The 24,795-nt window shown below is 67.0% G+C and carries 18 protein-coding genes; 11 read left to right on the top strand and 7 right to left on the bottom strand.

Annotated features, from left to right (window positions below; genetic code table 11):
• Positions 1–9 precede the first annotated feature (9 nt).
• From IM738_RS05845 to IM738_RS05855, 3 genes are all read right to left on the bottom strand, one after another.
• Complete coding sequence (locus tag IM738_RS05845; protein WP_236964956.1) at positions 10–1,542, bottom strand: methyl-accepting chemotaxis protein; 1,533 nt, start codon at positions 1,540–1,542, stop codon at positions 10–12.
• A gap of 243 nt (positions 1,543–1,785) precedes the next feature.
• On the bottom strand, positions 1,786–3,318 hold the full coding sequence (locus IM738_RS05850; protein ID WP_236964957.1) for a CYTH and CHAD domain-containing protein: 1,533 nt from the start codon (positions 3,316–3,318) through the stop codon (positions 1,786–1,788).
• Positions 3,319–3,466: 148 nt separating this feature from the next.
• Complete coding sequence (locus IM738_RS05855) at positions 3,467–3,922, bottom strand: hemerythrin domain-containing protein (protein WP_236964958.1); 456 nt, start codon at positions 3,920–3,922, stop codon at positions 3,467–3,469.
• A 255-nt stretch (positions 3,923–4,177) separates the two neighbouring features.
• Between IM738_RS05855 and IM738_RS05860 the strand changes: the two genes are divergently transcribed.
• Positions 4,178–4,714 carry a dihydrofolate reductase family protein gene (locus tag IM738_RS05860; RefSeq protein ID WP_236964959.1) on the top strand — a complete coding sequence of 179 codons (537 nt, stop codon included), beginning with the start codon at positions 4,178–4,180 and terminating at the stop codon, positions 4,712–4,714.
• Between the two features lie 53 nt (positions 4,715–4,767).
• Positions 4,768–5,292, top strand: coding sequence for a TetR/AcrR family transcriptional regulator (locus IM738_RS05865; RefSeq protein ID WP_236964960.1), 525 nt, complete (start codon positions 4,768–4,770; stop codon positions 5,290–5,292).
• Between the two features lie 96 nt (positions 5,293–5,388).
• Here the strand turns inward: IM738_RS05865 and IM738_RS05870 are convergent, their stop codons facing one another.
• Positions 5,389–7,701, bottom strand: coding sequence for a S8 family serine peptidase (locus IM738_RS05870; protein WP_236964961.1), 2,313 nt, complete (start codon positions 7,699–7,701; stop codon positions 5,389–5,391).
• A 632-nt stretch (positions 7,702–8,333) separates the two neighbouring features.
• Between IM738_RS05870 and IM738_RS05875 the strand changes: the two genes are divergently transcribed.
• From IM738_RS05875 to IM738_RS05895, 5 genes are all read left to right on the top strand, one after another.
• Positions 8,334–10,265 (top strand): AsmA family protein, encoded by a 1,932-nt coding sequence (locus IM738_RS05875; protein WP_236964962.1) that lies wholly within the window; start codon positions 8,334–8,336, stop codon positions 10,263–10,265.
• A 308-nt stretch (positions 10,266–10,573) separates the two neighbouring features.
• Positions 10,574–11,809, top strand: a complete 1,236-nt coding sequence (locus IM738_RS05880; RefSeq protein WP_236964963.1) for an efflux RND transporter periplasmic adaptor subunit — start codon at positions 10,574–10,576, stop codon at positions 11,807–11,809.
• A gap of 72 nt (positions 11,810–11,881) precedes the next feature.
• Positions 11,882–15,064 (top strand): efflux RND transporter permease subunit, encoded by a 3,183-nt coding sequence (locus IM738_RS05885; protein ID WP_236964964.1) that lies wholly within the window; start codon positions 11,882–11,884, stop codon positions 15,062–15,064.
• A complete protein-coding gene (locus tag IM738_RS05890; RefSeq protein WP_236964965.1) occupies positions 15,064–16,512 on the top strand; it encodes an efflux transporter outer membrane subunit in 1,449 nt (482 codons plus the stop codon). The genes IM738_RS05885 and IM738_RS05890 overlap by 1 nt, the downstream gene beginning before the upstream one ends.
• Positions 16,513–16,709: 197 nt before the next feature.
• On the top strand, positions 16,710–17,618 hold the full coding sequence (locus IM738_RS05895; protein ID WP_236964966.1) for a DMT family transporter: 909 nt from the start codon (positions 16,710–16,712) through the stop codon (positions 17,616–17,618).
• A gap of 171 nt (positions 17,619–17,789) precedes the next feature.
• Here the strand turns inward: IM738_RS05895 and IM738_RS05900 are convergent, their stop codons facing one another.
• From IM738_RS05900 to IM738_RS05910, 3 genes are all read right to left on the bottom strand, one after another.
• Positions 17,790–18,242 carry an RNA-binding S4 domain-containing protein gene (locus tag IM738_RS05900; RefSeq protein WP_236964967.1) on the bottom strand — a complete coding sequence of 151 codons (453 nt, stop codon included), beginning with the start codon at positions 18,240–18,242 and terminating at the stop codon, positions 17,790–17,792.
• On the bottom strand, positions 18,229–19,692 hold the full coding sequence (locus tag IM738_RS05905) for a sensor histidine kinase (protein WP_236964968.1): 1,464 nt from the start codon (positions 19,690–19,692) through the stop codon (positions 18,229–18,231). The genes IM738_RS05900 and IM738_RS05905 overlap by 14 nt, the downstream gene beginning before the upstream one ends.
• Before the next feature lie 115 nt (positions 19,693–19,807).
• Positions 19,808–20,497 carry a response regulator transcription factor gene (locus IM738_RS05910; RefSeq protein WP_236964969.1) on the bottom strand — a complete coding sequence of 230 codons (690 nt, stop codon included), beginning with the start codon at positions 20,495–20,497 and terminating at the stop codon, positions 19,808–19,810.
• Between the two features lie 295 nt (positions 20,498–20,792).
• Here IM738_RS05910 and IM738_RS05915 point away from each other — a divergent pair, with 295 nt between their 5' ends.
• The 4 genes from IM738_RS05915 to IM738_RS05930 all read left to right on the top strand — a co-directional run bounded on the left by IM738_RS05915 (position 20,793) and on the right by IM738_RS05930 (position 24,793).
• Positions 20,793–21,755 carry a Bug family tripartite tricarboxylate transporter substrate binding protein gene (locus tag IM738_RS05915; protein WP_236964970.1) on the top strand — a complete coding sequence of 321 codons (963 nt, stop codon included), beginning with the start codon at positions 20,793–20,795 and terminating at the stop codon, positions 21,753–21,755.
• An 81-nt stretch (positions 21,756–21,836) separates the two neighbouring features.
• On the top strand, positions 21,837–22,373 hold the full coding sequence (locus IM738_RS05920) for a tripartite tricarboxylate transporter TctB family protein (RefSeq protein WP_236964971.1): 537 nt from the start codon (positions 21,837–21,839) through the stop codon (positions 22,371–22,373).
• Between the two features lie 30 nt (positions 22,374–22,403).
• Positions 22,404–23,897 carry a tripartite tricarboxylate transporter permease gene (locus tag IM738_RS05925; protein WP_442908487.1) on the top strand — a complete coding sequence of 498 codons (1,494 nt, stop codon included), beginning with the start codon at positions 22,404–22,406 and terminating at the stop codon, positions 23,895–23,897.
• 212 nt (positions 23,898–24,109) lie between these two features.
• Positions 24,110–24,793 (top strand): response regulator transcription factor, encoded by a 684-nt coding sequence (locus tag IM738_RS05930; RefSeq protein WP_236964972.1) that lies wholly within the window; start codon positions 24,110–24,112, stop codon positions 24,791–24,793.
• Positions 24,794–24,795: the final 2 nt, after the last annotated feature.

The raw sequence follows: 24,795 nt of genomic DNA on the forward strand, positions 1-24,795 counted from the left end.
CGGGCCCGCTCACGAACTGGTGAGCCGGAAGATGGCCACTGCGCCCACCAGCTGCTGCGCCTGGGTCTTCAGGCTCGACGCAGCGGCCGCGCTTTCTTCAACCAGAGCCGCGTTTTGCTGCGTGGCCTGGTCCATCTGGGTGACGGCGTTGCCCACCTGAGCCACACCATCGCTCTGCTCGGTGGACGCGGCACTGATTTCGCCCATGATGTCCGTGACCCTGCGGATGGAGCCCACGATTTCGGACATGCGCTGGCCGGCTTCGTCGACCTGAACAGTGCCCTGCTCAACGCGCTCCACACTGTCGCCGATCAGGCGCTTGATTTCTTTGGCCGCTTCGGCGCTGCGTTGCGCAAGGTTGCGCACTTCACCGGCCACGACTGCAAAGCCGCGGCCCTGCTCGCCAGCGCGAGCGGCTTCCACCGCAGCGTTGAGCGCCAGGATATTGGTCTGGAATGAAATGCCGTCGATCACGCCGATGATGTCGGCGATCTTCTTGCTGCTGTCGTTGATGCCCTTCATGGTCTGGACCACCTGGCCCACCACGTCGCCGCCCTTGGTTGCCAGTTCGCTGGCGCCCTGGGCCAGCTGGTTGGCCTGGCGGGCGTTGTCCGCGTTCTGCCGCACGGTGGAGCTCAGCTCTTCCATGGAGGCCGCCGTTTCCTGCAACGCCGAGGCTTGCTGTTCGGTGCGCTGGCTGAGGTCCTGGTTGCCCTGCGCAATCTGTGCGCTGGCCGTTGCCACACTCTCAGAGTTCTCGCGCACCACGCGAACCACTGCCGAGAGCTTGTCCTGCATCACGTGCATGGCCTGCAGCAGTTGTGCAATCTCGTCCTTGCCTTGGATGTCGACCTGCGCAGTGAGATCACCCTCGGCAACTTGGCGAGCCAGGTGCACGGCACGGTCAATCGGCCTGACGATGCTGCGGCTGAACAGCACACCGCCCAGCACGCCGACAACACCCACCACTGCCATCAGCGCAAGGCTGATGGTGGTGGCGCGTTCGGCGCTGGCTTCGGCTGCCTGAGCCAGAGCCGCGCTGTCGTCGGCGATTTTTTTCACCGCAGCGTCGAGCAGGCGAGCGGGTTCGCGGTCCATGCCACTGACCGCTTTATCGCCCACGGCGTGGTCGAAATCCGAGGTCTTGAATGTCTCGAAGGCGGCACGGTAGCTCTGGCCCATGGTGAGGTGGGCCGCCGCAAACTGCTTCACCAGGTCCTGCGCTTCACCCGCCGGGAGCCCCTCGATGAGCTGCTTCGATCCTTTCGCCATTTCGCCCTCGATCTTGTTGAAGGCCGTCCAGTACCGGTCCAGCTGGGCCGGATCTTTACCGCGCAACAGCGAGTTTTTCCACTCCTGCACCTGGGTTTTGAACTGAATCAGCAGGTGGCTCACCGCAGCGGCATTCTGGTGGCTTTGGTGCACCTCTGTCTCGAAGGTCTTGATGGACTGGTTGAGGCTGTTGATACCAAACAGCGCGGCCCCGATCACGAGGGCCATGGCCGCAGCGAAGGCCAGGGGGAGTTTGAGCGAGAGTTTCATGGAAGAGGGGAGCGGGCTGGGCCGGTTCGGCACCAGGAGCGCTGTACAAAAAGGGCAAGATGACTTCCGGGGATATCGGCTGCAACAACAGCCAACTGAAGCATCAAATTTTCCCGACCAACCACTCGTTCTGGTGCTCCCGGTCGGCGATCACCACGCACCGCCGGCCCGTGATGAAGGTGGCCGGACATGCAGAGCCTGTGGGGTTTGCCCAGCCCGGTCACATCCTGTATGAGCAGGATTTCAATGTTTCCTGTTTTTTGAGGTGGTGTCTCGTGTCTGCTGGCCCACCGCCACCCCTCGCAGGAATTCCACCAATCGGGGGTCTGCACCCACCTCACCAGCCAGCGTGCTGGCGCGTGCGATATCGCGTGACGCGCCTAGGGCGGCTTGCCATCGGGTGCCTTCCTGGGCCCATCGCCACCCGCGTTGTTTGGGGAGGAAGCCCTGCAGAGCTTCGGCGCTGTACCTCAACCGCTTGGCGAGAATGCGCGCACTGTGCTGGCTTTCGAGATGGTCGAGATCATGGGTCGCGGTTTTCAGCCGCCTGCGCAGATGATCCAGTCGGCGGCGAGCCCAGTCCTGCAGGGGCCGCTGCGGTATGTTCGCCAACGGTGGCCAAGCTGTCACGGTCGACAAGTCGGTCAGCCATTCGAGGGTGGACAACAGCGCCTGACCGACTTCTGGGGTTTGAAGTGCAAGGCGTACGGCTCCTCGATGCTGGTGTGCCGCTTGCTCCATGGCTTGCAACATCGATGCCCAGTGTGCCTGGCGGTCCGCCTCGCCCTCCGTGAAAAGATGCTGGAGCCCTGGCAGGGTCTCGGTCAGGGCGACATCGCAGTCGCGCAGTTCCCCCAGAGAACGCAGCAGTGACGCAAGGGGTTTCCAGGACGGCGCCGAATCAGATGGCAGCACTGTCTTGAACAGTCGGACGCCACTTTTGAAACGCCGCCATCCGACACGTGCCTGATGGACCACCTCGGGGTCGTCTGAGCGCTGCAACAACACCAGGTTGGCGGTGAAGTGCCCCAGCATCTCGGTCAGCAAGACGCCGGCGGCCCGCCGCAAGGGCGTGCTTTTCTTGAGGCTGGGTGGTTGCGCTGTCCACGGTGTGTCACGGGAACCCTGGTCCAGAGCGTGACCCTGATCGCATTGGGTCATGGGTGATGGAAACAGCGCCAGCGTCCGCGCGATTTGCATGGCGAGTTCGAACAGCACCACCGGCAGGCCAGCCAGCAACTCCAGTTCCAGTTCGCACACAGGGATGCGCTGGTCACCCGCTGTGAGGTGGCCGATCTTCAGTGTCACTTCGATGTGGGTGCCATCTCGCCGGCGGATCGTCCAACGGGTTCTCTCCGTGCTCGTCGCACAGCAGGGAGTCAGCGCTTGCAACGTCATTCCATCAACGTCGATGCGGGAGCTCGGGAATGACGGGGGGAGGGCGCTGCGCTCCGGGGCGACGGTGCTGAGCGGTGACGCCCATGCCTCACAGTGGCTCAGCGCGCCGGACCCCGGTTTCTCCACCTCGAGGATCTGCTGCCACAGCACTTGCCCTCCGAGATCATTCCGCAGGGTCCGCCAAGTGATGCGCTGTTGGTGCAGGCGTCGATCAGGCGTGTCGTGAAAGACCTCATCCACCTGCAAACGAGCGGGCCTGCGGCGCACCAGCGGCGGCGTTCGGGCCAGCTTCTGGACCCAACCTGCCGGATCCTCGGTGGGCAGTGCGAGCCGGAGTGCCGTGCGGATCGAGTGGTGGTTGGGATCGTTGTGTTTCATGGGAAGCGGTCCCGGAATCAAACCATCAAGAACCAGATGCACAAAATGCGTGGGTGACATCTTCTGGTGGGCGCACCGTGACCTCACAGTCTGTGGCCAGTCGACGTCGTTCGAGCGACAGCGACCCTCGCAGTTGCTCGGTCCGGTTTCAGCTGGACAGCACGGTCCTCATGCGCTTCAGATCTCGCCGGTATTTGCCCGCCAGTGCGACTTTTTGCTTCTCTGTCAGGATTTTCCCCGCCTGCTGAAAAAAGCCGCGTTCTTCCTCCTTCAAGTGGTGGCGAACCACCCGGCTGAGTTCGACCGTTTTTCTTTGCCATTCGGCCGAGGATTTGTCATTGATCGACATGTCTTCCAACATCTCCTCGATCTCGTGATGCTCCGACAAGGCATGTCGAGAGGGCGTCAAACCGTTGTCGTCCATCAGGATGGGGCAGTAAAGGTAGCGCTCCTCAGCGGCCGCGTGGGCCTCCAGTTCCATCTTGAGCTCCATGAAGGCCGCCTCCTTGGCTGCCGTGCCCGACTTGGAACGGACCAGTCGGGTGCAAAGCTGGCGCTGGATGTCGTGGCTTTCCCGGAGGGCTTCAAAAATCGTGGTCGGCATAGGGGTCTCCTGGTTCAAGGGCTGTACCGTCTTGCTTCCTGATGGACCTTGACGCGCTGCGGTGGTTTGGTGTGGCGGCGGCCGAGGTCCGGCCGATCGTACTTCGGATGTACCGGTCGCAGCGGACCGTCGGCAAGCTCCGCCAGGCCCTGAGCCGCCGCTTCTTTCTCTGGTGCCCGTTCACGGCGGGAGTGCAGGTGGGCTCTGTCGACGGTCCATGCCTATAAAATATACGTTGTATATATGGAGATTTTGATGCCCACTGCACATGTATTCATCGCCACCAGCCTGGATGGCTTCATCGCCCGTGCCGATGGCGACATCGGCTGGCTTTTGGAGCGCGATGATCCGACGGAGGATCATGGTTACTCGGCCTTCATCGCCGACAAGGACCTGATCGTGATGGGGCGGGGGAGCTATGAAAAGGCGCTGACCTTTGGCGAATGGCCGTATGACCTGCCCGTGCTGGTGCTGTCCAAACAGTTGGCCGATGCGCCGGTGCCCGAAGCATTGAAGGACAAGCTGCGTTTCTCCAACCGCACACCCCAGGACACGATGGACGACCTGGCGAGGCAGGGCGTGCGTCGGGTCTATGTCGATGGCGGGCGACTGGTGCAGTCATTCCTGCGTGATGGGTTGATCGACGATCTGGTCATCACCAGTGTTCCCGTGCTGATCGGCTCGGGTCGGCCGCTCTTCGGGGCGTTGCTGCAGGACATCGATCTGAAATTGGTGTCCAGCCGCAGTTTCCCGTCGGGCCTGGTGCAGTCCAGCTATCGGCTCGTCCCATGACCCGCCCGCGTGGGCGTCCAGCCACGGGGGCGGGGGTGGCGCGGGACGATATCTTGACCACCGCGTTGGCTTTGCTGGATGAAGGCGGAGGGCAAGGGTTGACCATGCGTGCTCTGGCCGCCCGGCTGGGCGTGACCCCGATGAGCCTCTATCACCACGTGGGCGATCAGGTCGGGCTGCTGCGAGCGTTGTCCGACCGGGTCTACGCCGAGGTACTGGAGGGCCCTCGTGGTCCGGCGGACCCTCGGGCGGACATTCTGGCGCTGCTCATCCGCTATCACCAAGCCGTGGGCCGCCATCCCCAACTGACGCTGGCGATCTTTGCAATGCCCGAAGCTTTTGCAGGCGTGACGCGCCAGATCACCGATCGCCTCACCACACTGCTGACAGAGCTCACCGCGGAGCCCATCCTGTGGCGCGACATTCTGGTTGACCATGCCCACGGCAGCGGTCTGTCCCTTGCATCGGCGCGAGGTGATCGCATGCAGGTTCAGGTCATGTTGGAGCAGTATCAACAGGCGCTCGACCGTCTTCTGGGGCGTTTGTTCTCAGCCCGCAGGACGGATGCCGGTTTCTGACGAGGCACCTGCGGATCGGTTCACTGGCGACGAGGCGTCTGGTGTTTGCCGCAACGGACATCAGGAGGCCGCACGGGATGGACCGGACTTCCTGAATCAACCGTCGAGTGCATCGCGCGCCTTGCGCCGCATCGGGTCGAACACCCATGTCAGACGGCCGACCTCTTCCTTGCCTTCATACAGCTGGCGCGCGACGATCGAGTGCTTGCCGCGCGCCTTCGAGTTGAGCCGGACGAGGAGCTTCATGTCGTGGCGTGCCTTGGCGTCGATCAGGCCCGGGCCGAAGCGGACATCGCCGATCTGGGGGAGCTTGGCGATGCCGCGCCCCCGACGGTGGTCGATCTTGACCAGTTCCACCTGTGCGTCCAGCGCACGCAGGATGCCAAGCGGGAGGTCGAGCAGCACCTCGGCGCGGCGCGGCAGATCCAGCCGCAGGTGCAGGGCGAACCGGCGCGCCTTGTCGGGGGCGCCGGGCACCAGCCAGTTGAGCGTGATCTGGGCTTCTGGGTCGCCTGGGTCGTTGTCGACGACGTTGAAATTGCGCCATGTGACGTTGTTGTTCTCCCGGATGAAGGTCCGGAAATTGTCGAAGTTCAGGAAATCTGCGGGCCCGGGCGCGGGGTCGTTGACCGTTCCGATCAGCCCGACGAAGCAGTAGTGGCCGGGCGCCGGGATCGCCGCAGACGGCCATGTCACGGCGTTCGACACCGTGAGCTGGTTGCCGGTGGGTACGTTGGGCATGTTGGTCGAACCGACGAACGTCCAGAGATCGGGCGTGACCAGCGTCGAAGCAGGCGACCAGAACAGATCGGCCTGGACGTTGGCCGCCGCCGCTCCGCCTCGGTTGCGCACGCGGACATACAGGAAGTTGTCCTGGCCGGCCTCGGCCTCAAAGCCGAGCGACGAACTGTTCTCCGTGCCGCTGCCTTCGCCGAACGATGCCTGCGGGTCGGCCACCGCCACGGGCCGAAGGATGATGTCCGGCGAGGCCGAGATCGCACCGTTGTGCGGGTCTCCGGTGTCGGCGACATGGTCGCGGATGTAGATGTCCGGGACGATGCCGAGCACGTTGTCGATGATGCCGCGCAGGTTCGGCATGACGCCCATGGCGGTCGCCTCTGCGGGAGCGCGCGGCGTGTTGAAGGTCGGGTCCGACAGGATCTGCCGCATCTGGCGCGGGCTGAGCCGGCCACCGGTCGCCGCCTGGTAGATGCCCTGCACGCACAGCGCCGCACCCGCCACCATCGGCGAGGCGCCGGACGTGCCGCCAAAATTGTTCCGATAGATCGTCGTGGCGCCCGCCGCATCGGATGAACAGGTGGTGATGTTGTGTCCCCAGCCGTAGCAGTCGATGCGCTGTCCGTGCGTCGAGTAGACAAGGCGGGTGTGTGGAGCGGCCGACGTTGCCGCCGCCACAATGATGGCACCGGAATCGAAGAAGTCCGGATTGGCGTTGTTGCGGAACAGGACGAGGTTGCCACCGGCGTCGGTGAATGTGTCCAGATTGGTCGCGGGCGCGCTGCCGTTGTTGGTGCCATTGCCGCCTGCCGCGACGACAACGATGCCGAGCGCCGTGGCGAGCCGGCACGCCTCGCGAACCGCTTCGACGATCTCGCTCGGCCCGAGCATGGTCGGCACCGTGCCGGGCACGCCGTCCTGCGTTTCGAGCAGCATGACGTCGCCGAAATCAAGATTGTCGAGCACGTCGACGATCGAATTGGCGAGGCTCGGATTGCGGGAAGCAACGAACACCGAAGCGATGTTGGGCGCGAAGCCGGTGCAACCGAGCGTGTTGTCGATCGCGCAGAGTTCTCCGAGCACCGCGGTGCCGTGACCGCGCGAACCATCGACGAGGACGCCGTTCAACTGGGTGATGCCGTGACCGGCGAGATCCTCATGGTTGAACGTCCAGCCCTGCTCGATGTCGATGACGCGCTGGCCTGCGCCGTCTCCTCCGGTGAAGGTCCAGGCATAGCGGGCGTCGAGACCTCCAGGCGCCGCGTCGAGATAGGTCTGGTTGGCCGAGAGGGGATCGTCCGCGTCGTTGACCAGCGGGTCGGGACCGGGGATCTCCACATCCGCCGACCGGATCGCAGAGGACGAGGAGAGCATCTTCGCCAGCGCCAGCAGGTCGTCGGCCTTTTCCGCCTCGACATAGTGGAATGTGGTCAGGTCGGACGGGTTGTAGGACGGATCGCGCTCGACGGCGAGACGCTGCAGTTTCGGGAGCTTCTCGCGGGTCTTGTCGGAAAAGACCGGTTCGATGCGAACGGCACCGAAGGCGGCTTCGACGCGCTTCAGCGTGGCGGGATCGCGCTCCTTCAGGTAGCCGACGGCATCTTCGTGCCTGCGGCTGTCGAAGCCTTCGTGAAAGCGGATGACGACGCGGGGTCTGGGCAGTTCGGTCATGGCGGTGGTCCTTTGCAACAGGGTTTTGCGGACAGAAAAAGACCCCCGGCGTTCCACCCATCGCTGGAAGGATGGCCTGCGCCGGTGGCGGGTTCTCTATGTGGGTTCTCTGGTGGCCATGGGGCTCAATGTGGGTGCTGGCGCGGAATGACGCATCACCCAGGCAAATGATGTTCAGGCGAACAGTGCTGCTGACAGGACGCCAGGACGCCAGGCCGCCAGGCCGCCTGGGCGTGAGCAGGCGTCTCGGTGGCCTGGTCGGGCCGGCCTCGGTCGAGTGACGGTCCTGGACGACCAAGCGGGCGCTTGCGGTGTGTTTGAAGATCTGTGCGTTGGCGCACGAATATTTGAAGAGCCGACTTCTATGATGGAACTGGAACGGTGCTCTTTTGGCGTCGTTTCAAATCCACGTGAACACAGCGCCTCGCGATCCCCCTCCGCCGCCGTCCGCTCCCCTGCAAGATCGGTGGACAGGATCGCGTCGACCCGTCCTCTGGGCATCCGCGGGCGCGGTGGGTCTGCTGGTGGCCGTGATCGCATGGGGCGAGACGACCGGTTGGCCGTTCTTGCGACAGCCGCTGGAGCGCGCCCTGTCACGCGGTGCCGATGTGCCTGTTCGGTTGCAGGGCAGCGTGAAGCTGCATCTCATCTGGCGACCGCGCCTGGAAGTCGAACAGCTGCACATAGCATCCGATCCCCGCTTCAAGGCACCGCACCTGCTGGAAGCGCAGCGCGTCACCCTGGCCTGGCGCTGGGGCGATGTGTGGCGCTGGCGGCGGGGCGACACCCTGCACCTTCAAGCCCTGCGCGCCGACGTGCTCGATGCACATCTGGTGCGCACCGCTGACGGCACAACCAACTGGCCACTGGGGGCAGAAAAGGCGCCACGGCAAGAGACCGGTGCTCCCGCCGAGGCGGCACTGCCGAGCTTCGGTGAACTGACCGTTGGCCAAGGGCAGATCGCCTGGGTCGATGCCTTGCAGGACGCCGACGTGGCCGTGCAGTTGCGCGGCAGCGAAGGCAGCGCCGCGAGCACCCCAGGCACGGGCTACGCAGCTTCCATCACAGGGCGCTACCGCGCCTTGCCGCTCAAGCTCGACGTGCACGCCGGCAGCACGCTGCCTTTGCTGCAGGACCCGGACAGCGCTGCCGACGCCCCCTGGGTGCCGGTCAGGATCAAGGGCACGGTCGCGGCCACGCGCGTGCTGTTCGACGGCCAGGCCGCTTCGCTGCTGGGCACGCCGCGCATGCAGGGCAAGGTGGAGGTGGCCGGCCCCTCGCTGGCGGACGTGGCCAAACCCCTGGGCCTGACCCTGCCGCGAACACCGGCATTCGATCTGCGCGGCGAACTGCAGCAGGACGCCGGCGTCTGGCGACTCCAAACCACGCGCGCCCGCATCGGCAGCAGCCGCCTCCAGGGCGATCTGCAATACCAGCAACTCACACAGCCGCCGCGCCTCACGGGCACGCTCACCGGCCCCAAGCTCGCCCTGGCCGATCTGGGACCGGCCATCGGCGGGGACAGAAGGGCGGATCCCGCGACGCCCGATGGCAAGCCAGGAAACCGCGCGCTGCCGCAACGCCGCTTCGACCTGCCCTCGCTGAAGGCCATGGACGCTGATGTGCAGGTGGCCATCCAGGAACTGGACTTCGGTACCCAGACCATGGCGCCCTTGCGGCAGTTGAAGACCCGAGTGCTCCTGGATGAAGGGGTGCTTCGACTGGAGTCACTGCAAGCGGTGGTGTCGGGCGGGCAGGTCAAGGGCATGACCTCCCTTGACAGCAACGCCCGTTCCGCGAAATGGGAGGCCCGTCTGGCGTTCGAGGGCATCGACATGGCGGGCTGGATCAGGGGGCTGCGCCCCGATTCGGCCGAAGGCAAGGCCCCGCCGGCCACCGCAACGGCCGCGCTCCAACGTGAGCGCAAAGAAGCCCGTCAGGGCGGGGAGCAGTCGGTGCAGGCCTACCTCACCGGCGTTCTCTCCGGCAACCTGCACCTGCGGGGTGCCGGCCAGTCGACAGCGGAAATCCTGGGCTCGGCCGACGGCCCGCTCCACCTCACGCTGCGCGAAGGCACCCTGTCTCACCTGATCACCGAAGCCCTGGGCCTCGACCTCGCACAGGCCCTGGAGGTGGTGATCACCGGCGACCGCCCGCTGCCCCTGCGCTGCGCCCGTTTCGATCTGGTGGCACGCAACGGCCTCATCCAACCCACCCTGGCTGTGATGGACAACCGAGACAGCACGATGTGGATCACCGGTCAGGTCAGCCTGCGCGACGAATCGCTGAACCTGCACGTGGTCACGCGACCCAAAGACTGGTCTCTGCTGTCCCTGAGAACGCCCGTCACCATCACCGGAACGCTGGCAGACCCGGATGTGGGCATCGAGCCGAAAGGGCTGGTTGGGCGGGTGCTGGGAGCGCTGGCCCTGGGGACCGTGGCCGGTCCTGCCGCGGCCATCCTGCCGCTGCTCGAAACCGGCAGCGGCGAAGCCAAAGACCCCTGCAGCGCGCGCGCCTCCGTGGGCTCGCCTCCATCGCCTGCGCCTGCGGCCAAAAAGTGACATCGGTGCGCTCTTTCCTCGCGCCCGACCGCTGAGTTGCTGGCGAGGGTGCGGCACAAAGATGCAAGCCGGGCGGCAGCCGGCACAGGCACAGTGATGCCGTTGTCGCGGAACACGGCTGGGCTGTATAGGGGCATCTGGGGCGGTTTACATCACAGACACATTGCATGCGCAAAATGGCGCTCCCAGCGCTGCTCCACCACCGGCCGGCGCCCAGCCTCGCGTTCCCACCAGGCCCCGCGCCGAAGCCCATGCCACTGTCACCCGTTTCATCCCCCGTCCCGCGCCAAGCGACCACCCCGACCCAAGTGATTTCCGCCAGCCCCGTTCGGCCGGCCGGCGCACGGCGTTGGCCCTGGCTCCTGGCAGGGGTGGCGGCCCTCGGGCTGGCCGCCTGCGGTGACCAGAAAGCCCCCAGCGCTCCCCCCGCCGCGCCACCGGTCGGCTTCCTGACGGTCGTGTTGCAAACGCAGGGACTGCACACCGAGCTGGCGGGTCGCACCAGGGCTTCGCAAAGCGCGGAAGTGCGTCCCCAGGTGTCGGGCATCCTGCAGAAGCGCCTGTTCACCGAGGGTGCGACGGTCAGGGCCGGTCAGCCGCTCTACCAGATTGACGCGCGCACGCTGGGGGCCTCTGTCAAAAGTGCCGAGGCCGCACTGGCCAAGGCGAAGGCCTCCGCGCAGACCGCCCGCACCAACGCCGAGCGCAATGCCGAACTGGTGAAGATCGACGCCATCAGTCGCCAGGTGTTCGATGAAAGCCAAGCGCAGGTCGCACAGTCCGCAGCCGATGTCGCCGTGGCGCAGGCGGCGCTGGAGAACGCCCAGATCAACCTGCAGTTCAGTCGCATTGTCGCGCCCATCGACGGGCAGATCGACCTGTCCGCGGTGCTTCCCGGTTCGCTGGTCACCGCGAACCAGGCCCAGGCGTTGACGACCATCAGCCAGCTCGATCCCATCCATGTCGACATCACCCAGTCCAGCGCCGAATTGCTGGAGCTCCGGCGCCAGTGGCAGGCCGGGACCTTCGGCAAGGTCGGGGCCAGCGGCGCCCCGGTGCGCCTCACGCTGGAGGATGGCAGTGCGTATCCGCACGCCGGCCAACTGCAGTTCACAGGTGCCGCCGTCGGCCAGAGCACCGGGGCCATCACCCTGCGCGCGGTGTTCTCCAACCCCGATCGGTTGCTGATGCCCGGCATGTACGTGCGTGCGCGGCTGTCCACGGGTGAGTCGGGCGAAGCCATCGTGCTGCCCCAGCAGGCGCTGCAGCGGGACCCGGCAGGCAAACCCAGCGTGCAACTCATCAACGCCGACAACAAGATCGAAAAGCGCCCGATCCGGCTGGGCCAAGCCCTGGACGCCCAGTGGCTGGTGCTGGACGGCCTGAAGGCCGGAGACCGTGTGATGGTCGATGGTTTCCAGAAGGCCCGCGTGGGCCAGGCCGTGACGCCCGTGGCCATGCGCGTGGACGGCAACCGTGTGGTGGAGGCACAGGCTTCCGCGTCGGCCGGGCAGGCGCAGACCGCTGCAGCGCCCAAGCCCTGACCGACGCAATGGGGCCACGCCGACCCGGTGGACCCTGTCATTTTTTGAGCCAACCGAACACCCTGCTGCGCCATGGCCCATTTCTTCATCCACCGTCCCGTCTTCGCCTGGGTGCTGTCCATCGTCATCATGCTGGCGGGGGCGATGTCCATTTTCACCCTGCCGCTGGAGCAGTACCCCGACATCGCACCCCCTCGCGTGTCGATCAACGCCACCTACACCGGCGCCTCGGCCGAGACCGTGGCCGATTCCGTGACACAGGTGATCGAGCAGCAGCTCAAGGGCATCGACAACGTGCTCTACATGAACTCGACCAGCGACTCCGCGGGCCGCTCGCGCACGCAGCTGACCTTTGCCCCGGGCACCGACATCGACGTGGCGCAGGTGCAGGTGCAGAACAAGCTGCAGACCGCCATGAACCGGCTGCCCGAGGCGGTGAAGAGCCGTGGCGTGTTCGTCAACAAGGGCGGTCAGGACAACCTGATGACCTTCGTCTTCACCTCGCCCGACCCAACGGTCACGCAGGTGGCGATCGGCGACTACATCACGAGCAACGTGGTCGACGTGATCTCGCGGATCGACGGCGTGGGCGACGTGAGTGTGTTCGGCACCAACTACGCCATGCGCATCTGGATGGACCCGGGCAAGCTGGAGCAGTTCGCGCTGATGCCGGCGGACCTCATCTCCGCGCTGAGCTCGCAGAACGCCCAGGTGTCGGCCGGGCAACTGGGTGCCCTGCCGGCGGTGAAGGACCAGATGCTCAACGCCACCATCACCGCGCGCACCAAGCTCAGGACGGTCGAGGAGTTCCAGGGCGTCGTGCTCAAGGCGGCGGCCGATGGCTCGCTCGTCACCGTGGGAGACGTTGCCCGCGTGGAACTCGATGCCGACAACCTGACGGTGAAGTCGCGCTTGAACAACCAGCCGGGCGCCGGCCTGGGTGTGGTGCTGGCCGATGGCGCCAACGCCATGGCGGTGGCCAATGCGGTCAACGCCAAGATGGCCGAACTGGCGCCGTTCTTCCCCGACGGCATCACCGGCGTGATCAGCTCGGACAGCACGCCGTACGTGCGAGCGTCGATCAAGGAGGTGGTCATCACGCTGGCTGAAGCCATGCTGCTGGTGGTGATCGTCATCTACATCTTCCTGCAGAACCTGCGCGCCACGCTGATTCCCGCCATTGCCGTTCCGGTGGTGTTGCTCGGCACCTTCGGGGTGCTGTCGGTGATGGGGTACTCCATCAACATGCTCACCATGTTCGCCATGGTGCTGGCCATCGGCTTGCTGGTGGACGATGCGATCGTGGTGGTGGAGAACGTGGAACGGGTGATGCACCAGGAGGGGCTGCCCGCGAAGGAGGCAACGATCAAGTCCATGGCCGAGATCACGCCGGCGCTGGTGGGCATCGGTCTCACCTTGTCGGCCGTGTTCATTCCCATGGCCTTCTTCTCGGGCTCGGTGGGGGTGATCTACCGCCAGTTCTCCGTGGCCATCGTCTCGGCCATGGCGTTCTCCGTGCTGGTGGCGCTCACACTCACGCCAGCGCTCTGCGCCACGCTGCTCAAACCCACCGAATACGTCTATGCGGGAGCACCCGTCCGGCGAGGTTTTCTGGGCTGGATCGACCGGTTTTTCCAGGGCTTCAACGCCGGCTTCGATCGCAGCGCCACGCGCTACCAGGGGCTTGTCGGCAAGCTGCTGGTGCGCGGCAAGCGCGTGTTGCTCGTGTTCGCCCTGCTCATCGGTGGTGTGGTGCTGCTGTTCCAGAAGCTGCCCACCTCTTTCCTTCCGGTCGAAGACCAGGGTTTCATCACGGCGAGCGTGACCATGCCCGCCGGTTCGTCCGATGCGCAGCTGGAAGTCGTGCTGCAGGACATCACCCGCTACTTCATGGCCCAGCCTGATGTGTTGCGGGTCAACTCGCTGGCGGGCAACAGTGGCAACCAGAGCGCGGGCACGATCTTCGTTCGCCTCAAGCCCTGGGACGATCGGCCGAACGCGGAACAGAGCGCCGACTTCATCGCGCGCAAGGCCACGCGTGACCTGTCCCGCATCCGCGCGGCACGCATCTTCGTGTCCATGCCGCCCGCCGTGCGAGGCCTGGGTTCGGGTGCCGGCGTGAACTTCATGCTCAAGGACGTCAACGGCCTCGGCAACGATGCCTTGAGGGCTGCGAAGGACCGTGTGATCGATCTGGCCAACCAGCGGCCGGAGCTCGCCAACATGCGCACCACCGATTTCGACGTCACCTCCGAACTCAAGGTGGTGATCGACGACCGCAAGGCCGCCTCACTGGGCCTGTCCACCCAGGACATCAACAACGTGCTTTCCAGCGCGGTGGGCGGCTCGTACGTCAACGACTTCGTGCACAACGGCCGCGTCAAGCGTGTGTATGTGCAGGGTGATGCACCGTTCCGCATGCTGCCGCAGGACATCGGGCAGTGGACGGTGCGCAACCGCAGCGGCGAGATGGTGCCGCTCTCTGCGTTCACCACGACCAGCTGGACCAGCAGTGCGCCGCAGCTGCTGCGCTACAACGGCTCGCCCTCGATGGAGATGGTCGCCAACACCGCCGCTGGCGTGAGTTCGGGCGATGCGATGCGCGCCGTCGAGGAGATCATGGCGGAGATGCCCGTGGGCATCGGCCACGAGTGGACGGGTGCTTCGCTGCAGGAGCGGCAGTCCGGCGCGCAGGCGCCGCTGCTGTACGCCATCTCCATCCTGTTCGTGTTCCTGTGCCTGGCGGCGCTGTACGAAAGCTGGAGCGTGCCGTTCTCGGTCATCCTGGCCGTGCCACTGGGGGTGGTCGGTGCCTTGCTCGCCACCTATTTCCGCGGCATGTCCAACGACGTGTACTTCCAGGTCGGCTTGCTCACCACGGTGGGCCTCGCTTCCAAGAACGCGATCATGATCGTGGAGTTCGCGGTGCAGCTGATGGATCAGGGCAGGGGTGTGTTCGACGCCACGCTGGAGGCGGTGCGCCGGCGGCTGCGGCCGATCCTGATGACCTCGCTGGCTTTCGGTTTCGGCGTGCTGCCGCTGGCCCTGGGCACCGGCCCGGGCGCCGCCAGCCGCCAGGCCATCGGCACGGCCGTGCTCGGTGGCACCGTGCTGTCCACCCTGCTCGGTCTGTTCTTCGTGCCGGTGTTCTTCCTCCTGGTGCGCAGCTGGGTCATGAGGAAGCGGCCGAAAGACGCCGCCGCGCTCCCCAAGCCCACCGCCATGCCCACGCTGTCCCCTCAAGGAGAAGCCTGATGCCTCAAGCGATTGCTTCCTTCCAACAGGCAGCCGCCATCGGAGCTCTGATCACACTGCTTGCAGGCTGTGCCCAGCTCCCGCCCGCCAAGCCCGATGTGCAGGGCGTGCTTCCTCCCACGCTGGGCCGGCCACTGGCGGTCACCGATGCAAGCGCCACCGCCGTGCAGACCGCCGCGCGCCTGGCCTGGGTGCAGCACCCGGGCTTGCGCCAGGCGATTGCCCAGGCGCTCACGCACAACCGCGACCTGCGCGTGGCCTTGCTGAACATCGAGCGGGCGCGTGCGCAGTACGGGATTGCGAGTGCGGCTCAACTCCCCACGGTGGCCGCGACGGCACAGGGCAGCCGCGGCCGCACGTCGGCGGATCTGTCGAGCAACGGCCAGTCCGGTACCGCCAGCCAGTACACGGCGCAACTCGCCGTCACCAGTTTCGAGCTGGACCTGTGGGGTCGCGTGCGCAACCGCAATGACGCAGCGCTGCAGCAGTTTCTGCAGTCGGAGGCGAACCAGCACAACGTGCGCATCACGCTGGTGGCCGATGTCACCCATGCGTGGCTGAACCTGGCCGCCAACGAGGCCCGCCTCAGCTTGGCCCGGGACACCCTGACCGGCCGTGAGAAGGCTTACCAGCTCGTCGAGCGCATGCACCAGCTGGGCGGTACGTCCGGCCTGGTGCTGGCACAAAACCGGGTCACCGTCGAAACAGCCCGTGGCGACGTCGCCGCTTTCACCGCTCAGGTGGCCAAGGACCGCAATGCCCTCCACGCCCTGGTCGGCAGTGGCCTGAATCCCGACGGGCTCCCCACGGCCGAGACGCTCCGTGGCGGATCGGCGGCGCCCACGGCCCTGCTGGCGCTGCCCGCAGGGTTGCCGTCGAGTCTGTTGCTGGAGCGCCCCGACGTGCGCGCATCCGAACACAACCTGGAGGCCCTCTCGGCCAACGTGGCGGCGGCGCGCGCGGCGCTGTTCCCGACCATCAGCCTGAGCACCAGCATCGGTTTCGGCAGCCGCGAGTTGGACAACCTGCTCGGCAGTGGCAACAACACATGGAACTTCGTGCCCCAGATCCGTTGGCCCATCTTCGATGGCGGGGGGGCACGTGCGTCGGTGAACGTCGCGCAGGCCAACCGCGACATCGCCGTGACCCAGTACGAGAAAACCATCCAGACCGCCTTCCGGGAGGCCTCTGACGCCCTCGCCGAGCGCGCTCAGTGGCAGGAACGCCTGGCGGCGCAGCAGGCCGTGGTCGATGCCAGCGCGCGGGCTTTCGAGCTGTCGGAGGCGCGCTTCACCTCCGGCGTGGACAACTACCTCACGGTGCTCGATGCCCAGCGCAGCCTGTACGCCGCGCAGCAGACGCTGATCGGTCTGCGCCAGTCCGAGCAAGCCAACCGCGTGGCGCTCTGGAAGGTGCTGGGCGGGCAACTCGCCTCGCCAGCCGGATGACGTCGTTCCGTTCGCTTTTTTCAGGACCGTTGCGCACGCCCACTGGACAGTTTGAAAGACTTTCTGGGGTCTGAAACACCCGGAGGCTGACCACGGCAGCGGCCGCTGGAGGTGGCACGGGTTTGCTGCAAACCAGGTCCACCAGGCTGTTGCCCGCGTGACGCAGGGGCACGGCGGCGCACCGCGACAATGCCCGGATGTCCCGAAACACGTCCCCCACGCTGTCTGGCGCCGCCTTCGCCTCCTTGCTGCTCATCGCTTTCATGATGGGGGCCAACCACGTCGCGGCGCGTCTGGCGTTCAACGACGGCGTGGACGTGACCACGGCGGTGCTGTTTCGCAGTGGCATCACCGCGCTGGTGGTGCTGGCCCTGCTGCGCAGCACGCGCACCGCGCTGCGGCTCGATGCGCGCCAGCGCCGGGCGCTGCCGGCCATCGGGCTGCTGATCGGCGTGCAAAGCCTGTGCCTGTATTCCGCGGTGGCCCGGTTGCCGGTGGCGCTGGCCTTGTTGGCCTTCAATTCGTATCCGCTGTGGACCGCGCTGTGGGCGCGGGTGGTGTACGGCGAGCGGCCCGAGCCCCGCGTGCTGGCGGCGATGCCGGTGATGCTCGTCGGGCTGGCGCTGGCGCTCGATGTGTCCGGCGCGGCCTCGGGGCTGGGGGCGGCCGGGCACTGGGCCCGCATCGGGTCGGGCGTGGCCTTTGCGCTCGCGGCCTCGGCCACCTTTGGCCTGGCGCTGGTGCTCACGCAGCACGAGACGGTCGGCCTGGACGGTCGCCTGCGCACCGCCGCGACCATGGGCCTGGTGGCCGTGCTGGCGCTGGCGGGGGTGGTGGTCCAGGGGGGACCCAGCTTGCCGGCCACGGCCACCGGCTGGTGGGGCCTGCTGGGCCTGACGGCGCTCTACGGCACGGCGTTCACGCTCATGTTCACCCTGCTGCCGCGGCTGGGCGTGGTGGGCAACTCGGCCATCATGAACGTGGAGCCCATCTTTGCGCTGCTGCTGGCCTGGGCGGTGCTGGGTCAGGCGATCACGCCGGTGCAGGTGGCGGGCGGGCTGCTGGTGGTGGCCACGGTGATGTGGCTGGGGCTGCGGCGCCGCTGATCAGGGCCTGTTCACACCATTTTTCCAAGTGCGTTCCCTTCGGGTTGCGGCCAAAAAGGCCATGCGCGGCGTTGCGAAGCCTTGCCGGGGGGCGACCCCGGCCGCGTTTCGCGCCTTGCGCACGGCCTTTTTGATCCGCAACGCATCTTGGAAAAATGGTGTGAACAGGCCCTAGTCGTCCAGCGAGGCGCTCCAGCGCTGGTTCCACTCGCCCGGTGCGGCCCGGCCGCGCAAGGTGTCCATGTCGCGCCGGTCGCGTTTGCTGGGGCGACCCTGGGTGAGGCTCTGGGCGGGCTCGGGCGCGAGGCGGCGCTGCTCTGCGCTGGCCAGGCGCTGGGCCACCGAGGCCTCGGTTTCCTGGTACAGCAGCGCCGCCACGGGCGCTGGCCCGCGCACGCCGCTCAGGGCGCGAACCGTCACCGTGCGCACGACCGGGCCGGAACGCATCTCCACCGTGTCGCCCACCCGCAGCTCCCTGGCCGGTTTGACCGTGGCGCCATTCACGTGAACGCGTCCCTTGTCGATTTCCTCGGCGCTGAGCGAGCGCGTCTTGTAGAAGCGCGCGGCCCACAGCCATTTGTCCAGGCGGACCTTGCCGCTGCCTTGGGATTCAGTGTGGTTCATGGGGGGCAGGGCGTTCGGAGGACGCCAGGGGCAGGCGCACAGTGGCGTCGAGGCCGCGCACCACGCCGTGTTCGACGCGGTTGTCCAATTCGAGGCTGCCGCCCAGCGACTGCACGATGCCGTGGCAGATCGCCAGGCCAAGGCCCGAGCCGGCGCCGGAGGGGCGTGCGCCATGGTCGGTGGCGAAGGGCTGGAACAGGCGCTCCCGCAGCGAGGCCGAGATGCCGGGACCGCTGTCGCGGATGGAGAGCGCCACCGCCTGCGCGTCTTTCACCATCGCCACCGCCAGACGCGATCCGGGCGGGGTGTTCTTGATGGCGTTGTGCAGCAGGTTGCGCCCGAGTTCGCGCAAGGCCCACTCGTGCGAACGCACGCGGGCGGGCACCACGTCGAGGGAGAAGTCCAGCTCCCGCTCGGCGATCAGCGGGGCGAGGTCCAGCGCCACCGAACGCACCACCTCGGCCCAGTCGATCACGGGTGCGTCCTTGTCTTCGCGCAGTTGCTCGACCTTGGCGAGCGCGAGCATCTGGTTGGCCAGCTCGGTGGCGCGCTCCACGGTGTGGCCGATCTCGTCGAGTGCCTGCTGCGGTGGCACGTCGCCGCGGCGGGCCGATTGCACCTGGGTTTTCAGCACGGCCAGCGGCGTGCGCAGCTGGTGCGAGGTGTCACGCACGAAGCGCTTCTGATGCTCCAGCAGCTGCGACAGGCGCTGCATGTGCTGGTTGGCGGCTTCCAGCAGGGGCAGCAGCTCGCGTGGCGCGCTCAGCGTGGGCAGGGGCGACAGGTCGTTCTCGCTGCGATGGGCCAGCGCGTGGCTGAGCGCTCGCACCGGGCGCGTGGCACGCTGCACGACGAAGACCACCACCAGCACGATCACGACCACCAGGCCCGCCTGGCGCCAGAGGGTGTCGATGAGGATCTGGCGCGCCAGGGTTTGCCGCAGTTCGAGGGTTTCCGCGACCTGGATGGTGCTCATGCCTTGCCCCGCCACGCCCGCGACCGGTTGCAGCAGCACCGCCATGCGCACCGGCGCGCCCCGGTACTCGTCGTCGTAGAAGTGCACGAGGGCGGCGTAGATCTTCTGGTCGGGCAGCTGGCTGCGCGGCGCGGGCAGGTCCTCGAAGCCCGAGACCATCTCACCTTTGAAGCCACTGACGCGGTAGAAGAGCCGGCTGCGGTTGTCGGCCTCGAAGGCCTCCAGTGCGGAATAGAGCAGCGAAGACCGCACCACCGCCTGCTCGCCGGTCGCGACCACCTCCAGCTGTTCGCCGAGCGATTTGGCGGTGGCCAGCAGGGTGCGGTCGTAGGCCGTGTCGGCGGCGGCGAGCGCCTGGCGGTAGAGCACGACGGTGTTGATCAGCACAAAGCCGAACAGCGGCAGCAGGATGCCCAGCAAGAGCGTGCGCCGCAGCGAAGGCAACCTCGATGGCGCAAGGGCGGTGCGTTTCATTCCAGGGTGCATCGCACGGAGCAGCGCCAGCCCGGAGACACCGCGGAATCGGCTTTGCCGGGCCGCAGGTGTCGCCCCCTGGAGGGGGTGGCGCGAAGCGACGCGGGGGAGTGCGTCACGCTGTTGCCTTGAGCAGGTACCCCAGGCCGCGCAGGGTGACGAGTTGCGCGCCGGTGTGGGCGATCTTCTTGCGCAGCCGGTAGGCCACGACCTCGATGGCCTCGGGTTGCACGTGGCTTTCACCGGGGAACACGAGCTCGAACAGCCGCTCCTTGGTGATGGCCTGCCCGGGGTTGGCGAGCACGGCGCGCAGCAGGGCGAGCTCGCGGGGGGCCAGTTCCAGCGGCGAGCCGTCGTGGTAGACGGCCCCGCTGTCGCGGTCGGTCTGCATGCCGCACCAGATCGCGCTGCGCGAGGGCAGGGTGCTGGCGTGGTCGCTGCTGTTGGCCGAGCGGCGCACCAGCGCGCGCACACGGGCTTCGAGCTCGTCCAGATCGAAGGGCTTGGGCAGGTAGTCGTCGGCGCCGGTGTTCAGGCCGATGATGCGGTCGCCCACGGTGCCGCGCGCGGTGAGGATGATCACGGGGGTCTTGAGCCCGGCGGCGCGCGCATCGCCCAGCACCTGCAGGCCGTCGCGGCCCGGCAGGCTGAGGTCGAGCAGCACCGCGTCGGGCAGGCTGGCCTGCCAGAGCGCCAGCGCACGTTCGCCGTCGCCACAGGTCAGCACCTGCATGCCCCGGCGTTCGAGGGTGCGCTGCAGGGTGGCCTGCATGGTGGGGTTGTCTTCGATCAGGAGCAGTTTCATGCTGGCGAGATTATGAGCATGAGCCGCAACAGCGGCCAGCCGCCGGGCCGCCCCAAGGCTGGCCAGCCCCTTTGAGGGGCAGCGACCCGCGCAGCGGCGGAGTGTGGGGGCAACGGAATCCAGCGCCGGGCCGCCCCAAGCTGGATGTGCACCCCCTCGGGGGGCAGCGACCCGCGCAGCGGCGGAGCGTGGGGGGGCAACAGTACTAGGGTTTGTCCTGAGGGTGGCGACAGCCGAATGACAGCGCCAGGCAGCAAGATCACCACCGTCGATCAACCTCCCACGGAGACAACACATGCGTCGCGATACCTTCCTCAAATCCCTGGCCGCTCTGGCCGCCGCCGGTGCCTTGCCCAACGCCGCCTGGGCAGCCGCCAACGTCAAGATGATGATCCCCGCCAACCCGGGTGGTGGATGGGACGGCACGGGTCGTGCGCTGGGCGAAGCCCTGCGTGACGCCAAGGTGGCCGACTCCGTGACCTTCGAAAACAAGGGCGGCGCGGCCGGTGCCATCGGCCTGGCGCAGTTCTACAACTCGGCCAAGGGCGACCCGAACGCCATGATGGTCATGGGCGCCGTCATGCTCGGCGGCATCATCACCGGCAAGCCGCCGGTGTCGATCACTCAGCTGACCCCGATTGCCCGCCTGACGACCGAATACAACGTGTTCGTGCTGCCCGCCAGTTCGCCGTTCAACTCCATGAAGGACGTGGTCGAAGCGCTCAAGAAAGACCCCGGCAGCGTCAAGTGGGGTGGTGGTTCTCGCGGTTCCACCGAGCACATCGCCGCCTCGCAGATCGCCCAGGCCGTGGGCGTGCCCGCCTCCAAGATCAACTACGTGCCGTTCCGTGGGGGCGGTGAGGCCGTCGCCGCCATTCTGGGTGGCAACGTGACCGTCGGTGGCTCCGGCTACAGCGAGTTCCAGCAGTACATCGAGAGCGGCAAGATGAAGGCGATCGCCGTCACGTCCGGCCAGCGCGTCAAGGGCATCGACAAGATCCCGACGCTCAAGGAGCAGGGCATCGACGTGGAAATCGGCAACTGGCGCGGTGTCTACGGCGCGCCCGGCATCACCCCGGCCCAGCGCGACGCCCTGACCGACATGATCGTCAAGGCCACCAAGAGCAAGGCCTGGCAGGACGCCCTGGTCAAGAACAACTGGACCCCAGCCCTGCTGACCGGCAAGGCCTTCGACGAGTTCGTGGACAAGGACTTCTCCGGCCTGCGTGCGACCATGGTCCGTGCCGGCATGGTGTAAGCACCGGTCGTCCACCGTGTGAACCAGCGGCCGTGGCGTTTGCGTCGCGGCCGCATTTTTTTTTCAGGCAGGAGAGTGCCCATGCAAGCCCCCACCCCAGCGGCCAACGAGCCGCGCCCCGATCACCGCCCCGGCCAGCTGGCCCTGGGCATTGCCGCTGTGCTGCTGGCCGCCGGGCTGGCCTATGGCGCTGCCAACATCCCGTCGGACGCGGGTTACGCGGGCGTGGGCCCCGACTTCCTGCCCTGGGTGGTGTCGGCCGCCATGGGGCTGTGCGGCGTGCTGCTGATCTGGGAGGTGCGCACCGGTGGCTACCGCAACATGGAAGAGCCCTCGGGCGCGGCCCGTGGTGACTGGCACGCCATGGCCTGGGTGTCGGCCGGCATCCTGGGCAACGCGGCGCTCATCACCACCATCGGCTTCGTGCTCAGCTGCGCGCTGTGTTTCACGCTGGCGGTGCGCGGCCTGCGCATCAGCGAAGGCAAGCCCGCGGGCAACGGCATGCAGACGGTGAAAGACGCGGTGATCGGCATGCTGATCTCGGCGCCTACCTTCTGGCTGTTCACCAAATTCCTCGCCGTCAACCTGCCGGGCCTCACAGGCACCGGCTGGCTCTGATCCGCACGACGGACCTGAAAGGAATTCACCATGCTGGACCTCTGGAACAACCTGCTCGGCGGCTTCGCCACCGCCGGCACCCCCATCAACCTGCTGTGGGCGCTGGCCGGCTGCGCGCTGGGCACGGCCATTGGCGTGTTGCCCGGCCTGGGCCCGGCCGTGACCGTGGCCATGCTGCTGCCGATCACCGGCCAGGTGGAACCCACCGCCTCGATGATCTTCTTCGCGGGCATCTACTACGGCGCCATGTACGGCGGCTCGACCACCTCGATCCTGCTCAACACCCCGGGTGAAACCGGCACCATGGTGACCGCGCTCGAAGGTTTCAAGATGGCCAAGAACGGGCGCGCCGGCGCGGCCCTCGCCACCTCGGCCATCGGTTCTTTTGTGGCCGGCACGATCGCCACGATTCTGGTGACGCTGTTCGCGCCCTTCCTGGCCGAGTTTGCCGTGAAGCTCGGGCCGCCCGAGTATTTCTGCCTGATGCTGCTGGCCTTCACCACCGTGAGCGCGGTGCTGGGCCAGAGCACGTTGCGCGGCATCACGGCGCTGTTCTTCGGCCTGGCGCTGGGCCTGGTGGGCATGGACCAGATCACCGGCCAGGTGCGCTACACCGGCGGCATCATCGAGTTCATGGACGGCGTCGAGGTGGTGCTGGTGGCCGTGGGCCTGTTTGCCGTGACCGAGGCGCTCTACAACGCGCTGTACGAAGGCAAGAGCGAGGTCAGCCTGAACAAGATGAACAAGGCGCACATGACGAAGACGGAGTGGAAGCGCTCGTGGCCCGCCTGGCTGCGTGGCACCTTCATCGGCTTCCCCTTCGGCACCATCCCCGCCGGCGGCTCCGAGATCCCCACGTTCCTGAGCTACGCCACCGAGCGCAAGCTGGCCGACCCTGAGTACAAGAAGGAATTCGGCACCACCGGCGCCATCGAAGGCGTCGCCGGCCCCGAAGCCGCCAACAACGCGGCCGTGACGGCCACCCTGGTGCCGCTGCTCACGCTGGGCATCCCCACCTCGGTGACGGCCGCCATCCTGCTGAGTGCCTTGCAGAACTACGGCATCAACGCCGGCCCGCAGCTGTTCCAGACCTCGTCGGCCTTGGTCTGGGCGCTGATCGCCTCGCTCTACATCGGCAATGTGATGCTGCTGGTGCTCAACCTGCCCATGGTGGGCCTGTGGGTCAAGCTGCTGAAGATCCCCAAGGCGCCGCTGTACGCCGGCATCCTGATCTTCGCCACGGTGGGCGTGTACGGCATGCGCCAGAGCTCGTTCGACCTGTTCATCATGTTTGGTCTGGCCCTCGTGGGGGTGGCGCTGCGCCGCTTCGACTTCCCGACGGCGCCCGTGATCGTGGGCCTGATCCTGGGCCCGCTGGCCGAGGCGCAGTTCCGCAACGCCATGTCGATCGGCGAAGGCAGCCTCGCGGTGTTCTTCGAGCGCCCCATGTCGGCCACGCTGCTGACTGTCGTGGTGCTGGTGCTGGTGACGCCGCGCTTGCTGGCCTGGCACCGCCGGAGCTGAACAAGGGCCTCCACGCTCCGCCGCTGCGCGGGTCGCTGCCCCCCGAGGGGGCTGGGCCTGCCTTCGGGCGGCCCGGAGGCTGGCCCGTCGGCCCCCACGCTCCGCCGCTCTGAGCGGCGCCCGAAAGCCGGACGAAGATTTCGTCCGGCTTTCGCGTTTCTCTAAGGTTTCCTCTATGCGTTCCGGTGGGGGCGCCGGGCATGATCGTCGGCATGAAAGTGCTGATGGTGGAAGACGATCTGGCCCTGGGCGATGCGCTGGGGCGCGTGCTGCAGGGCCGGGGCTTCGAGGTCACGCGGTGTGCCGATGGCGTGGAGGCGCTGGCCATGTTCCGGCGCCGCAGCCCGGACGTGGTGCTGCTCGACCTGAGCCTGCCGGGCATGGACGGCATGGAGGTGTTGCGCCTGATGCGCGACGGCGGTTCGCAGGTGCCGGTGCTGGTCGTCACCGCCCGCAGCGCGGTGCAGGACCGGGTGCTCGGGCTCAACGAAGGTGCCGACGACTACCTCACCAAACCCTTCGACATCGAAGAACTGGCGGCCCGCCTCAAGGCGCTGGTGCGGCGCAGCCACGGCACGCAGGAACTGCGCTGCGCGATGCTGCGTGTGGATGAGCCGACCGGCGCGGTGTTCCGTGGGGCGACCCCGCTGGACGTGTCGACCCGTGAGCTGGCCCTGCTGCGGACCCTGCTCGCGCGACCGGGTCAGGCGATCGGCAAGGAAGACCTGCACCGGGCCGTGTTCGGCGACGAGGCGTTGGGCGCCGACGCGATCGAGGTGCTGGTGCACCGCCTGCGCAAGCGCATCCACGGCTCGGGCGCGCAGCTGGTGACGCTGCGTGGCGTCGGCTACCTGATGATCGACGAGGCGATGACGGAAGGGCCGGTCTCGGCCTGAGC

The sequence above is a fragment of the Hydrogenophaga sp. SL48 genome (assembly GCF_021729865.1).
Taxonomy (GTDB): Bacteria; Pseudomonadota; Gammaproteobacteria; order Burkholderiales; family Burkholderiaceae_C; genus Hydrogenophaga.

What these genes read in the sequence shown, in the direction of transcription:
- IM738_RS05855 (WP_236964958.1), bottom strand. Translation starts at nt 3,922, where the DNA reads ATGCCGACCACGATTTTTGAAGCCCTCCGGGAAAGCCACGACATCCAG.
- IM738_RS05910 (WP_236964969.1), bottom strand. Translation starts at nt 20,497, where the DNA reads ATGAAACTGCTCCTGATCGAAGACAACCCCACCATGCAGGCCACCCTG.
- IM738_RS05930 (WP_236964972.1), top strand. Translation starts at nt 24,110, where the DNA reads ATGAAAGTGCTGATGGTGGAAGACGATCTGGCCCTGGGCGATGCGCTG.
- IM738_RS05850 (WP_236964957.1), bottom strand. Translation starts at nt 3,318, where the DNA reads ATGAAACACAACGATCCCAACCACCACTCGATCCGCACGGCACTCCGG.
- IM738_RS05870 (WP_236964961.1), bottom strand. Translation starts at nt 7,701, where the DNA reads ATGACCGAACTGCCCAGACCCCGCGTCGTCATCCGCTTTCACGAAGGC.
- IM738_RS05890 (WP_236964965.1), top strand. Translation starts at nt 15,064, where the DNA reads ATGCCTCAAGCGATTGCTTCCTTCCAACAGGCAGCCGCCATCGGAGCT.
- IM738_RS05895 (WP_236964966.1), top strand. Translation starts at nt 16,710, where the DNA reads ATGTCCCGAAACACGTCCCCCACGCTGTCTGGCGCCGCCTTCGCCTCC.
- IM738_RS05845 (WP_236964956.1), bottom strand. Translation starts at nt 1,542, where the DNA reads ATGAAACTCTCGCTCAAACTCCCCCTGGCCTTCGCTGCGGCCATGGCC.
- IM738_RS05920 (WP_236964971.1), top strand. Translation starts at nt 21,837, where the DNA reads ATGCAAGCCCCCACCCCAGCGGCCAACGAGCCGCGCCCCGATCACCGC.
- IM738_RS05885 (WP_236964964.1), top strand. Translation starts at nt 11,882, where the DNA reads ATGGCCCATTTCTTCATCCACCGTCCCGTCTTCGCCTGGGTGCTGTCC.
- IM738_RS05915 (WP_236964970.1), top strand. Translation starts at nt 20,793, where the DNA reads ATGCGTCGCGATACCTTCCTCAAATCCCTGGCCGCTCTGGCCGCCGCC.
- IM738_RS05925 (WP_442908487.1), top strand. Translation starts at nt 22,404, where the DNA reads ATGCTGGACCTCTGGAACAACCTGCTCGGCGGCTTCGCCACCGCCGGC.
- IM738_RS05900 (WP_236964967.1), bottom strand. Translation starts at nt 18,242, where the DNA reads ATGAACCACACTGAATCCCAAGGCAGCGGCAAGGTCCGCCTGGACAAA.
- IM738_RS05905 (WP_236964968.1), bottom strand. Translation starts at nt 19,692, where the DNA reads ATGAAACGCACCGCCCTTGCGCCATCGAGGTTGCCTTCGCTGCGGCGC.
- IM738_RS05860 (WP_236964959.1), top strand. Translation starts at nt 4,178, where the DNA reads ATGCCCACTGCACATGTATTCATCGCCACCAGCCTGGATGGCTTCATC.